The organism is Nonomuraea sp. NPDC003707 (assembly GCF_053587055.1).
This window is the reverse complement of the sequence record NZ_JBSFNK010000016.1, coordinates 209,653-222,296: the sequence shown is the minus strand read 5'-3', so window position 1 is coordinate 222,296 and position 12,644 is coordinate 209,653. Positions and strand designations below refer to the sequence as shown.

13 protein-coding genes are annotated in these 12,644 nt (G+C 70.8%); 11 read left to right on the top strand and 2 right to left on the bottom strand.

Going from position 1 to position 12,644, the window contains the following annotated elements; all coding sequences use genetic code 11:
* The first annotated feature begins 7 nt into the window (after positions 1–7).
* From ACWDRB_RS36060 to ACWDRB_RS36030, 7 genes are read left to right on the top strand one after another with little or no spacing between them, the layout of a single operon-like run.
* Complete coding sequence (locus ACWDRB_RS36060; RefSeq protein WP_449901376.1) at positions 8–1,459, top strand: ABC transporter substrate-binding protein; 1,452 nt, start codon at positions 8–10, stop codon at positions 1,457–1,459.
* 36 nt (positions 1,460–1,495) lie between these two features.
* Positions 1,496–2,500 (top strand): carbohydrate ABC transporter permease, encoded by a 1,005-nt coding sequence (locus ACWDRB_RS36055; RefSeq protein WP_449901373.1) that lies wholly within the window; start codon positions 1,496–1,498, stop codon positions 2,498–2,500.
* Entirely contained in the window at positions 2,500–3,354 is an 855-nt protein-coding gene (locus tag ACWDRB_RS36050) for a carbohydrate ABC transporter permease (RefSeq protein ID WP_449901370.1), read from the top strand. Before ACWDRB_RS36055 ends, ACWDRB_RS36050 begins: the two co-directional genes overlap by 1 nt.
* Positions 3,355–3,362: 8 nt before the next feature.
* Complete coding sequence (locus ACWDRB_RS36045; protein WP_449901368.1) at positions 3,363–4,523, top strand: hypothetical protein; 1,161 nt, start codon at positions 3,363–3,365, stop codon at positions 4,521–4,523.
* Positions 4,517–5,503, top strand: coding sequence for a hydroxyacid dehydrogenase (locus ACWDRB_RS36040; protein WP_449901366.1), 987 nt, complete (start codon positions 4,517–4,519; stop codon positions 5,501–5,503). Before ACWDRB_RS36045 ends, ACWDRB_RS36040 begins: the two co-directional genes overlap by 7 nt.
* Positions 5,500–6,471 carry a D-2-hydroxyacid dehydrogenase gene (locus ACWDRB_RS36035; RefSeq protein ID WP_449901364.1) on the top strand — a complete coding sequence of 324 codons (972 nt, stop codon included), beginning with the start codon at positions 5,500–5,502 and terminating at the stop codon, positions 6,469–6,471. Before ACWDRB_RS36040 ends, ACWDRB_RS36035 begins: the two co-directional genes overlap by 4 nt.
* Positions 6,472–6,476: 5 nt before the next feature.
* Complete coding sequence (locus ACWDRB_RS36030) at positions 6,477–7,604, top strand: mandelate racemase/muconate lactonizing enzyme family protein (RefSeq protein ID WP_449901361.1); 1,128 nt, start codon at positions 6,477–6,479, stop codon at positions 7,602–7,604.
* Positions 7,605–7,682: 78 nt separating this feature from the next.
* Here ACWDRB_RS36030 and ACWDRB_RS36025 read toward each other — a convergent pair whose 3' ends face one another.
* Positions 7,683–8,306, bottom strand: a complete 624-nt coding sequence (locus ACWDRB_RS36025) for a TetR/AcrR family transcriptional regulator (protein WP_449901359.1) — start codon at positions 8,304–8,306, stop codon at positions 7,683–7,685.
* A gap of 181 nt (positions 8,307–8,487) precedes the next feature.
* Here ACWDRB_RS36025 and ACWDRB_RS36020 point away from each other — a divergent pair, with 181 nt between their 5' ends.
* Genes ACWDRB_RS36020 through ACWDRB_RS36005 form a run of 4 tightly spaced genes read left to right on the top strand, consistent with a single transcriptional unit; the run spans position 8,488 to position 12,153 of the window.
* Entirely contained in the window at positions 8,488–9,699 is a 1,212-nt protein-coding gene (locus ACWDRB_RS36020) for a cytochrome P450 (protein WP_449901357.1), read from the top strand.
* 20 nt (positions 9,700–9,719) lie between these two features.
* Positions 9,720–9,917: a ferredoxin gene (locus ACWDRB_RS36015; protein ID WP_397230572.1), complete on the top strand. Its 198-nt coding sequence runs from the start codon at positions 9,720–9,722 to the stop codon at positions 9,915–9,917.
* Entirely contained in the window at positions 9,914–11,077 is a 1,164-nt protein-coding gene (locus ACWDRB_RS36010; RefSeq protein WP_449901353.1) for an NAD(P)/FAD-dependent oxidoreductase, read from the top strand. The genes ACWDRB_RS36015 and ACWDRB_RS36010 overlap by 4 nt, the downstream gene beginning before the upstream one ends.
* 32 nt (positions 11,078–11,109) lie before the next feature.
* Positions 11,110–12,153: a zinc-dependent alcohol dehydrogenase gene (locus tag ACWDRB_RS36005; RefSeq protein ID WP_449901351.1), complete on the top strand. Its 1,044-nt coding sequence runs from the start codon at positions 11,110–11,112 to the stop codon at positions 12,151–12,153.
* 23 nt (positions 12,154–12,176) lie between these two features.
* On the opposite strand, the gene ACWDRB_RS36000 is transcribed toward ACWDRB_RS36005, so the two are convergent.
* Positions 12,177–12,644 carry a hypothetical protein gene (locus ACWDRB_RS36000; RefSeq protein WP_449901349.1) on the bottom strand — a complete coding sequence of 156 codons (468 nt, stop codon included), beginning with the start codon at positions 12,642–12,644 and terminating at the stop codon, positions 12,177–12,179.

Genomic DNA, 12,644 nt, shown 5'->3' with positions numbered 1-12,644 from the left:
GGGCTTCATGAAACTCCATCGGCCCGCGATGATCACCGCGATGCTGGCCTCGCTGCTCGTGGCGGCGTGCGGCACGTCGAGCACCGGCCGCGACGGCGGCAGCGGATCGCAGACCACGCTGCAGATCTGGGACTTCTCCGCCGAACAGGTGAACTTCCACAAGGACGTCGGCGCGCAGTTCACCAAGGAACATCCCAACATCAAGATCGATTGGCGCTCGATCACCCAGGCCGACTACATGAAGACCCTGCCCCTGGCCTTCCAGAGCAACCAGGCGCCGGACATGTTTTATTGGAACGCGACCGGGCTGTCCCAGCTGCTGGACCAGAAGTGGATCAGCCCGCTCAGCCCTGGCGGCACCGTCCCCGCCGACTTCACCAAGCGCTGGCCGGACGGGTCCTTCCTGGAAGGCATCAACATGCAGGACGGGAAGACGTACGGTTTCCCGTTCTCGGAGAACCTCTACTGGGGCTCCGGCTACATGTTCCTCAACAAGCAGGTCTTCCAGCAGGCCGGGCTGGACGTCAACAACCCGCCCAAGACCTGGGCCGACCTCAAGAACGCCTGCGCGCAGATCAAGGCCAAGACCAAGGCCGAGTGCATCGCCGCCCCCACCAAGGGCGTGGACATGCAGCGGATCTGGTTCGGGCTGATCAGCAGCGTCTCGACGGATGAGTTCTTCGACTACAAGACGGGCAAGTTCGACCTGACCGAGCCCGGGCAGGTGAAGACCTTCACCTACATCCAGGAGCTCAGGAAGGCCGGATACCTGGCGCCGGGCACCAACGACAAGAACTTCTCCCGCCAGCAGTTCGCCGCCGACCAGGCCGGCATCATGTTCGACGGCACCTGGCTGCCGAGCGTGTGGGCCAGCCAGGGCTTCGGCAGCGACAAGTACGTGGTGGCTCCGCGCGTCAACCCGGACGACGGGCAGACCGGCGCCGCCGGCCGCAAGTACGACTCCAACAAGTACTGGGTCAGCTCGCAGACCAAGAACGCCGACGCCATGTGGACGTTCATCCAGTGGATGACCGACCCCAACGGCTACTTCGTCAAGCAGTACTACAAGAGCGCCTTCGGCACGCTGGCCTACGTCGACAACCAGAAGATGGTCAGCGACCCGGCGCTCAAGCAGATCATGCAGATCGGCGCGCAGCCGGGCTACCGGGTCCAGCTTCCCGTGCCGCTGCTCAAGTGCCCCGACATCGCCAAGTCCAAGGCGTACGTCAACGCGCTGGCGAAGAGCCCCGACGGGGAGTGGGAGGCCATGGGCGAGGCGCTGGTCAGCGGCCAGTCGCTGGAGTCGGTGGGCGCCGCCATCGTCAAGCAGCGCCAGACCGCCCTGGAGGAAGGGCTCAAGCAGGAGGCCGCCAGTGGCCTGAAGGTGTCGATGGACTGCTACACCTTCCCCGACTGGGACTACACCAAGGACTACACGAAGGACATGTACAAGAACTGACCGGACGGCGCCCCCTTCTCCCTCGTGAGGACATCCATGACAACCACCGCCCCCGCCCCCGGTAGGGAGAGGGTGCCGGACAGGGACCGGACGCCCGCCGAGCGTGTGCCCGAACGCGTCGATCACTCCCGCGAGCGCGTCCGCGGCTTCGACAGGGTCTGGCTGGTCGTCTTCCTGGCCCCCTTCCTCCTGCTCTACCTCGGCTTCACCCTCTGGCCGCTGGCCGCGACGATCTACTACTCCTTCTTCGACTGGTCGGGCATCGGCCCGATCGACCAGTTCGTCGGGGCCGACAACTACGGTTCGATCCTGGTCGACCCGCTGTTCTGGCTCTCGGTGGTCAACACGCTGATCTTCGCCGTGCTGACCACCGTCATCAAGCTCCCGATCTCGCTGCTGGCGGCGATCGTGCTCACCCGCAAGTGGCTGCGCGGCAAGCGGTTCTTCCGGACCCTGTTCTTCGCGCCGCTGATCATCCCCGTCGCCATGGCGGGCCTGGTCTTCACCTACCTGCTCAACCCGTCCAACGGCGCGCTGAACGCGATCCTGCGCGACCTCGGCCTGGTCGACCAGGGGTTCGACGTGTTCGCCAACCGGTGGAGCGCGCTGCTCGTGCTCGTGCTCGTCTCCGTCTGGCAGATCTTCGGCCAGTACATGATCTATTGGATCGCGGCGCTGCAGAACGTGCCGGAGGAGGTCTACGAGGCGGCCGACATCGACGGCGCGGGCGAGTGGAAGAAGCTCACCCGCATCACGCTGCCGATGATCAGGCCGGTCGCCGTGATCATCGCCCTGCTCGGCATCGTGAACGCCATGCACGTCTTCGGGCTGGTCGTCACCCTCACCGCGGGCGGCCCGGGCACCAGCACGTACGTGGTGTCCTACTTCATCTACCAGAACGCCTTCGGCTCGGTGCCGTTCGCCTACGGCTACGCCTCGGCCGCGGCGCTGCTGTTCTCCGTCATCGCCTTCGTCCTGGTCTCCGCCCAGGGCGTCGCGGTCCGCCGGGCCCAGCGGCTCAGGAAGGAGTACGGCGTCTGATGACCACGATCAACCAGGCCGCCCGGCGCAGCCACAGGACCCGGGCCAACCTCATCGCCCTGCCCATCCTGGTGGTCATCGGGCTCGTGTGGGTCTATCCGTTCCTGTGGACGATCTCGGCCGCGTTCAAGACCCAGGCCGGGATGTTCACCAGCGGCGCGAGCCTCGTGCCCGACCAGCTGAACTTCGACAACTTCGTACGCGCCTGGGTCAACGCCGGGTTCTCCGGATACTTCTTCAACACGGTGCTCTACTCGGTCGCCTCGACCCTCGTCGAGCTGGTCAAGGCGGCTCTGTGCGGCTACGTGCTGGCCAGGTACGAGTTCCCCGGCCGCACCCTGCTCTACCGGATGATCGTGGGGACCCTGTTCATCCCGGTCGCCTCGATCATCGTCCCGCAGTTCGTGCTGATCGAGAACCTCGGCCTGCTGAACACGCGGGCCGGCGTCATCCTGGCCATGTCCGGCGGCGCGGGCGCGCTCTACGTCCTGCTGTTCGTCGGGTTCTTCTCCAGCGTCCCGAGCGACCTGTTCGAGGCGGCCAAGCTCGACGGTGCCGGCTTCATCAAGACGTTCGGCCTCATCCTGCCGCTGGCCAAACCGGTCATCGCGGTGGTGGTCATCTTCCAGTTCATCAGCAGCTGGAACGAGTTCAACATCCCGCTGGTGTTCACGCTCGGCCAGCCCGACCTGCAGAACCTCGCCGTCGGGATGCTCTCCTTCCAGGGCGAGCACGCCACCGACTGGACCGGGTTCGCCGCCGGGATGACGATCTCGTTCCTGCCGATGCTGGCGATCTTCCTGTTCTTCCAGAACTACTTCACGCGCGGCCTGGCCGGCGCCACGAAGGGGTGACAGTCCGCTTGAAGATGAGGCACGGCGCGTTCGCCTACACCTGGGACCTCGTGGGCGACCCCGCGGCGGCCGAGCGCATCGCCGGGCTCGGTGTGAGCACGGTGACCCTGCAGGCGGCCTACCACTCGGTCCGGGCCACCACCGCGTGGCATCCGCGCCACCGCATCGTTCAGGCCGATCACGCGGCGGCCTACTTCCGGCTGCGTCCCGACCGCTGGCGGGGGCGGCTCAAGCCGTACCCGCCGAGCTGGGGGGTGCCGGACGAGGACCGGTTCGGGACGGCGCTGGCCGCGCTGGCGGGGGCCGGGCTGCGGGCCGAGGCCTGGATGGTGCTCACGCACTCCTCGGTGCTGGGCCGCGAGGCGCCCGACCTGACGGTCAGGAACGCGTACGGCGAGTCATACCCCTACGCGCTCTGCCCTGCCCAGCCCGCCGTCCACGACTACGCGCTCACCCTCGTGAGCGAGGTCTGCGAGCAGTACGACGTGCCCGCGCTGATGCTGGAGGCGTGCGGCTGGCTGGGCGCCGAGCACGCCGGACACCACGAGAAGACCTCCGGCGCCCACCTGTCCGCCTGCGGCAGGGCCCTGCTGTCGCTCTGCCTCTGCCCGGCCTGCCGGAGCGGGCTGGCGGAGCGCGGCCTGGACGTCGAGGAGCTGGCGCGCGACGTGCGCGCCGCCGTGGACGGGGAGCTCCAGCAGGGCGTCCCCGCCGGGGAGAGCCTGGGCGACGCGCTCGGCCACGAGCGCGCCCAGGCCGTCTACGACCACCGCGGCCGGGTCATCGCCGACCTGGTCCGGGACGTGGCGGTGCCGGCCGCCGGCCGCGAGCTGCTGCTCATGGCCACCGACGACCCGCAGGTCACCGGCCCCGACGTGGGGATCGACCTGGCCTCCTTCGACGCGCCGGTCGACGCGTACGTGCTCAAGTGCTGGGGCCCGGAGGAGGCGGCACTTGCCCAGGTGAAGGCCGCGGCGAGCCGCACCGAGATCCCCCTCGTCGCCAACCTGACCGTGCTGGAGGACGGGTACGCCCGGATCCCGGCACTTGCCGCCGACCTCATCGCAGGGGGAGCGCGGCAGCTACGTTACTACCACGCCGGGTTGGGCTCGCCTGCCCGCCTGGCCAGCGTGCGGGCGGCGGCTCGCGTGAAGGAGAGGCAATGCTGAACGGGCTGTACGTGATGGACCCGAACCGCTTCGACGACGTCTACGGCCCTCAGGCCAGGGAGGCGATCGAGCGGCACCTGACCATCGCCTCGCCCCCGCTCACCGCCGACCGGATCACCCCGGACGTGCTCGCCGACCTCGACGTGCTGGTGACCGGGTGGGGGGCGCCCAAGCTGGACGCCGGCCTGCTCGCCGCCGCGCCCAAGCTCTCGCTGGTGCTGTACGGCGCGGGCTCCATCAAGGGGATGGTCACCCCGGAGATGTGGGCCAGGGGGGTGCGGGTCACCTCGGCGGCCACGGCCAACGCCGAGCCGGTCGCCGAGTTCGCGCTCTCGCAGATCCTGTACGCGCTCAAGCACGGCTGGCGCTACGTGCTGGCCGCGCGCGCCGCCGCGGCCACCGCCCCGCGCGGGCCCGAGATCGGGGCCTACGACGCGGTGGTCGGGCTGGTCTCGCTCGGCGCCACGGGCCGGGCCACGGCGCGGCTGCTCGCCCATCACCACCTCGACGTGCAGGCCTACGACCCGTACGCAGACCCGGCGCAGGCGGCGGAACTCGGCGTGCGTCTCGTCGGGCTGAAGGAGCTGTTCGCCACCTCCGACGTGGTCAGCCTGCACTCGCCGCTCACCCCCGATACGCAGCGCCTGGTCGGCACCGAGCTGCTGGAGTCGATGAAGCCCGACGCCACCCTGATCAACACGGCGCGCGGCGCCCTCGTCGACGAGGCCGCGCTCGTGGACGTGCTGAGCCGGCGGACCGACCTGTTCGCCGTCCTCGACGTCACCGAACCGGAGCCGCCCGTCGCCGGGTCGCCGCTGTTCACGATGCCCAACATCGTCGTCACCCCGCACGTGGCGGGCAGCCTGGGCTTCGAGCGGCGCCGCCACGGACAGGCGATGGCCGAGGAGCTGGCCCGCTACATCGCGGGAGAGCCGCTGCTGTACGAGATCACCGAGTCCGGACTGGCGAGGAGGGCGTGAGCCCAGCCACCCTGGTGCTGCTGCCGCCGCACGATCCGGCCACCGCGGGCTGGCGGGCCCGGCTGGAGCAGGCGGTGCCGGAGCTCGTCGTGCTCCAGCCGGAGACCCAGGAGGAGGCGGCGCGGGCGCTGGCGGAGGCCGACGCCGCCTACGGCACGCTGCCCGCGGACCTGCTGGCGCACGCCGGACGGCTGCGCTGGCTGCAGGCCCCGCAGGCCGGGCCGCCTCCGGGCTTCTACCATCCGGCCCTGGTCGCGCACCCCGTGCAGGTCACCAACATGCGCGACACCTACACCGACCACGTTGCCGCGCACGCGCTGGCGCTCGTGCTCGCGCTGGCCAGGGGCCTGCCCAGGTACGCCCGCGAACAGGCCCGCGCGCGCTGGGCGCCCGACTGGGACCCCGGCGCCGTGCTGTCCATGGGCGAGGCCACCGCCCTGGTGGTGGGGGTGGGCGCGGTCGGGGCCGAGGTCGGCAGGTTGCTGGCGGCGTTCGGCACCAGGGTGGTGGGCGTGGACGCCCGGCGCGGCGGCCCCGTGCCGGGCTTCGCCGAGGTGCTGCCGGCCGACGCCCTCGACCGGCTGCTTCCCGAGGCGGACCTGGTCATCCTGACCGTTCCGCACACCCCGGCCACCGAGGGCCTGCTGGACGCGCGGCGGCTGGCGCTGGCCAAGCCCGGGGCGTACGTCGTCAACATCGGCCGCGGGCCCATCGTGCGGCTCGACGACCTGACGGCCGCCCTGGCCGAAGGGCGCCTGGCCGGCGCGGCCCTGGACGTCTTCGAGACCGAACCGCTGCCCGCCGATCACCCGCTCTGGCGGCGTCCGGACGTGCTCATCACCCCGCACGTGGGAGGCGTGGGGCCGCACGGCGACGAGCGGCGCTTCGCCGTACTGCTGGAGAACGCCCGGCGCTTCGTGGCCGGGCGCGAACTGATCAATCTGGTCGACAAGTCCGAATGGTACTGAATCACGTGAACCGGATAGCACGCGTCGAGACCTTCACCGTGGGCCTGCCCTCGCTGCGCGACTTCGCCGTGGCGGGCGGGTCCGTCGTCCAGGGCGGCCGCCCGGCCGTCAGAGTCCTGGTGAAGGTCACCGCCGACGACGGGGCCATCGGGTGGGGCGAGGCCACCCCGATCCCCTCCTGGACGTACGAGACCACCGAGTCCATCGTCTCCACCATCGAGAACTACCTGGCCCCGGCGGCCGTCGGCCGCCCGCTGTGGGACCTGGACGGGCTCTGCCGCGCCTTCGACCGTACGATCAGCAAGGGCTTCTCGATCGGCATGCCGCTGGCGCGCGCGGCGGTCGACGTGGCCTGCCACGACGCCTACGCCCGCAGCCTCGGCCTGTCCCTCGGCGAGCTGTGGGGCCGGCGCAGGCGCGACACCATCGAGCTGGCCTGGATCGTGGCCACCGAGTCGGCCGCCGTGGCCGCGGACTCGGTGGCCGAGGGCCGCGCGCTCGGCTACCGCCACGTCAAGGTCAAGGTCGGCCTGCACACCGAGGACGAGGACGTGGCCATCGTGGAGGCCGTGCGCGCCGCGGCTCCCGACGCCGTGCTCTGGGTGGACGCCAACCAGGGCTACACGGCCGCCGTCGCGCTCCGGGTGGCCCGGCGCCTGACCGACCTGGACGTGGCCGTCTTCGAGCAGCCGCTGCCGTCCAACGACGTGGCCGGCCTGCGCCGCCTGCGTGACGCCAGTCCCATCCCGGTGGCCGTGGACGAGAGCCTGCGCCATCCGAGCGACCTGGCGACGTTCGTCCGGCTCGACGCCATCGACGTCGCGGTCGCCAAGGTGCAGCGCTGCGGCGGGCTGACCCTGGCGCTGCGGCAGTGCCAGCTCGCCGAGGACTGCGGCCTGGCGATCATGGGCTCCGGCCTCACCGAGTCCGACATCGGGCTGGCGGCCTCGCTCCACCTGTTCGCGGCGTTCGGCGTGGACACGCCGGTGGACCTCAACGGCCGGCAGTTCATCACCAGCCCCTACGCCACGGATCCGGTCATCACGGTCACCGACGGCGTCGCCCAGGTGCCCACCGGCCCGGGCCTGGGGATCGGAGTGGACGAGGAGGTCGTCCGCGCGCTCGCCCTCTGAGCAGGCGCTCACGCGATCGCCTTGAGATGCCGGCCGGCGTGATGGGGTGAGGCGAGCACGCAGGAGCGCCCCTGACGGTCAGGTCGTCGAGGCCGGCTCGGGTGGCGACGTGGCGGGGGCCGGGCGGCGTGGTGCCCGCAGCCCGAGCGCGCGCCGGCCGGCCTCGACGAGCTGCCGGAGCAGGATGTCGTCGTCGACGTGGACCAGGGCCGGCCTGGCCGCGGAGGCGATGCCGGCCAGCACGATGGTGGCGTTGACGTAGCCGGCCGGGCCGGGCGTGATGTCGGCGAGGATGGCCAGCTGGCGGTTGATCAGGTCGCTGGACTCCGGCTGGCCGCGCAGCAGGTCGATCGCTCCGGGATCGGTGGCGAGGACGGCGACCACGGCCCGGTGCTCCACGGCGAGGGTGGCGTAGGCGGTGAGCAGGTGCTCGGCCCGCGCGTGGGGCGTACGTTTCGTCTCGGCCGATTCGATGCCCGCCCGCAGCTGGCGCAGCGCCGGTTCGACCACCGCGCTGAGCAGCTCCTCGCGGGTGCGGAAGTGGTGGTAGACGGCGGCCTTGGTGATGCCCATCTCGTCGGCGATCATCTGGAGCGACGTGCCCGCGAAGCTGTGCCGGGCGAACAGGCGAACCGCGACGTCGATGAGGCGCTGCCGGGTGTCCGGCGCGACGGGCCCCTTCCGGGCGGTTCTCGCTGTCACGTCTGCTCCTTCTCTCCTGTGGTCTGTCCGGATTCTAGCTTGCCGATCGGCAAGCATCCAACCTGCCGATCGGCAAGTGACTTACCTCACAATGCCTGGTTTGCGGCTTGCCGATCGGCTAGGAATTAGCTTGCCGATCGGCTAGGTCGGCACTTGTCGTACAGGACCGAAGGAGAGACCTATGGCCGACGCTCCCGGGTACCCGATGCCCAGGGACAGCCGCTGCCCGTTCCACCCACCGGCGGACGTGCGGCGGCTGACCGCCGAGGAGCCCGTCTCCAAGGTGCGGATCTGGGACGGCAGCACGCCGTGGCTGATCACCCGGCACGCCGACCAGCGGGCGCTGATGAACGATCCGCGCCTCAGCATCGACGAGAAACTGCCCGGGTTCCCGCACATGACCCGAGGCCGGGCGGAGGCCGCGAAGGTCATTCCGGCGCTGATCACCAACACCGACGCGCCCGAACACACCCGCCTGCGCCGGATGGTCAACGCCCCGTTCACCGTCAAGCGGGTCGAGGCCCTGCGCCCGGCGATCCAGAAGATCACCGACGACCTGATCGACGCCATGCTGGCCGGGCCGCGGCCCGCCGACCTCGTCACCGCGCTGGGCCTGCCCGTGCCGACGCTGGTGATCAGCGAACTGCTGGGCGTGCCGTACGAGGAGAGCGCGTTCTTCCACCGCAACAGCACCGTCGCGGTCAGCCACAGCGCGTCGGAGCAGGAGGCGCAGGAGGCGGGCGCCGCGCTCTACGGCTATCTCGACGGCCTGCTCGGACAGAAGATGACCGCTCCCGCCGACGACATGCTGTCGGAGCTGGCCGCCCGGATCGAGGCCGGCGAGATGACCCGCGCCGAGGCCGTCACCATGGGCGTGGCCGTGCTGATCGCCGGGCACGAGACCAGCGCGAGCATGATCTCCCTCGGCACGCTGCTCCTGCTGCAGAACCCTGACCAGCTCGCCGTGCTGCGCGACACCGACGACCCGAAGGTGATCGCGAACGCGGTCGAAGAGCTCCTGCGCTACCTGACGATCGTGCACACCGGGGTCCGGCGGATCGCCCTGGAGGACATCGAGCTCGGCGGCCAGGTCATCCGGGCCGGGGACGGCATCGTCTTCGACGTGTCCGCCGCGAACTGGGACGCCGGCACGTTCCCCGAGCCCGAGCGGCTCGACCTGGGCCGGGCCGCGCGCCATCACCAGGCGTTCGGGTACGGGCCGCACCAGTGCCTGGGCCAGTCGCTGGCCCGCGTGGAACTTCAGGTCGTCTACGGCACGCTCTACCGCCGCGTGCCGACACTCCGCCTGGCGGTGCCGGTGGACGAGGTCCCGTTCGCGTTCGAGGGCATCGCCTACGGCCTGCGTTCTCTGCCCGTCACCTGGCTCGGTTGATCAAGGAAGGAAGAAATCCCATGCGAGTAGAACTGGACGAACCGAAGTGCGTGGCGTCGGGGCAGTGCGTGCTGGCCGCCCCCGAGGTGTTCGACCAGCGGGACGATGACGGCGTCGCGATCCTGCTGGACGAGACTCCCGCCGCCGGGCTTCTCGACGGGGTCCGGGAGGCCGTGGCGATCTGCCCCGCGGCGGCGATCCGGCTGGTGGAACGATGAAGCGGATCCTCGTCGTCGGCGCCTCGGCCGCCGGGCTGGCGGCGGCCGAAACCCTGCGCAGAGAGGGCTTCGACGGCACGCTGACCCTCGTCGGTGACGAGCCGGAGGCTCCCTACGACCGTCCGCCGCTGTCCAAGCAGATCCTCTCGGGCGAGTGGAGCGCCGGGCGGCTGCCGCTGCGCCCGCCCGCCGATCTCGACGCGCTCGGCCTCGACCTGCGGCTCGGGGTCGCCGCGACCGGTCTTGACCTCGCCGAACGTACGGTGCGGCTGGCGGACGGGGCCGTGGTGCCGTACGACGGGCTGGTCGTGGCCACCGGGGTGCGGCCGCGCCGCCTGCCCGGCCGGGGCGCGCACGTGCTGCGCACCCTGGACGACGCCCTGGCCCTGCGGGGGCGGCTGGGGCCCGGGCGGCGCCTGGCCGTGGTCGGCGCGGGATTCCTCGGGGCGGAGGCCGCGGCGGTGGCCCGCGGCCTCGGCTGCGAGGTCACCCTCCTCGAACCGGCGCCGGTCCCGCTCGCCCACGCCCTCGGCGAACAGGTCGGACGCGTGCTGTCCCGGGCCCACCTGGAGCACGGGGTGAACCTGCGCACCGGGGTCACCGTGACCGAGGTGGACGAGGGCGGGGTACGGCTCGCGGACGGCGAACTGGTCGAGGCCGACGAGGTCCTGGTCGCCATCGGCTCCCTGCCGAACACCGAATGGCTGGCCGGCAGCGGCCTGACAGTGGCCGACGGCCTGGTCTGCGACGCGCACTGCGCCGCCGCGCCCGACGTGTACGCCGCCGGGGACGTCGCGCGCTGGCACAACCCGCTGTTCGGCACGTCGATGCGGATCGAGCACCGTACGAACGCCGCCGAACAGGGCATGGCCGCCGCCCGCAACCTGCTCCACCCCGAGGCGCGCAGGCCTTTCGCCCCGGTGCCCTACTTCTGGTCCGACCAGTACGACATGAAGATCCAGGCGTACGGCCAGCTGCGTGGCCATGACGGCGTGGCCGTGATGGAGGGGGACCTGGACCAGCGCCGGTTCCTGGCCGCGTACCGCACCGGGGATCGCCTGACCGGAGTGCTCACAGTGGGCATGCCGCCCAAGGCGATCCGCCCCTGGCGCCAGGCGATCGCGGCCGGCGCCGACCGACTCCCCGCCTCGGCCTGGTGAAAAGGGCCCCGCATTCGAAAGAGAGTCCCTCCATGGCCACGATGAAGTCCGTCCAGACCGGCGCACAGGGCACGATCGAGATGGTGGACGTCGAACGTCCCGTCCCCGGTCCCAAGGACGCCCTGCTGCGGATCCGCGCCTGCGGCATCTGCGGCACCGACCTGACCTTCCTGCGCATGGGTGGCATGCCGCTGGGCCCGGACGGGCGGCTGACCTCGATCCGGCTCGGGCACGAGCCGGCGGGCGAGATCGTCGAGGTGGGCGCCGAGGTCACCACCCTGAAGACCGGCGATCGCGTCGTCGTCAACCCGCAGGCCGCTCCCTCAGGCATCATCGGCTGCGGCGGCGCGCTCGGCGGCATGAGCGAATACCTGCTCATCGAGAACGCCGTCGCGGGCAAGAGCGTGGCGGTCTTCCCCGACACGGTGCCGTTCGCCGTCGCCGCGCTCAACGAACCCATGGCGGTCGCCCGCCACTGCGTCAACCGCTCCGGGGCCGGACCGACGGACAAGGTCCTGGTGTTCGGCGCCGGCCCCATCGGCCTGGGCGCCGCGATCTGGCTGAAGCTGCGCGGGGTCGAGCACGTGACCGTCGCCGACGTCATCCCGCAGCGCCTGGAGACCGCCCTGGCCGTGGGGGCGGACGCCGTCATCGACTCCGCACGGGAGGACGTGGCCGCGCGCCTGACGGAACTGCACGGCCAGGGCACCGACTCCCTGGGCCGGCCCCGCCCCGGCACGGACATCTACATCGACGCCGCGGGCGTGGCCGCCGTCGTCAACACGGCGCTGTCGTCGGCGAAGTGGGGCGCCAAACTGGTCACGGTGGCCGTGCACACGAAGCCCGAGCCCATCGACCTGGGCGCGATCCTCCGCAGCGAGATGACCATCCTCGGCTCCCAGGGCTACCCCACGGAGATCTTCGAGGTGACCCCGGAGATCGTGGCACACCAGGAGCGCTTCGCCCGGCTGATCAGCCACACCGTCCCCTTCTCGGAGGTCGAACGCGCCTTCGATTTCACGCTGACGCCCGGTGCGGCGGAGAAGGTGGTGGTGACCTTCGACGACCAGCCGTAGCCCCTGAGGGCCACCGCGACCGTTCACGCCAATCCACCAAAATCGATGACCTTCCAAGGATCGTCGTCCGACTGCCTCCCCACCAGAAAGGTGTAGGGATAATGCGGGTCGTCGTCCGGAGGCTCTTCGTTGCACCGGTGAACCTCGATATCAACGAAGACCCGCCGTACTTGCCGGTAGCCGCCAGACCCATACGTGTCGGGCTCCGGCTTGTCGACCTCGGAGACCTTCAGGCTGGTCCATGTATCGATCGGATCATTCGACCAGCTGTGGACGCGTTCGTAATAAGAGGGCGCCGACAGAGCGCGGGCCGCGTCGGCGTCACGCGCCTCGACGGCGGCGAGATACGCGCGGACCACCACGTCGGCCGCCGCGTCGGATTTGGGCAAGGTAACCGGTGGGCCCTGTGAGACGGTGCATGCGGCACAGCCGCTGCCTAAGTGTACGAAGGACAGTAAGGCCATCGCCGCGGCCACGCGTCCAGCTTTCAC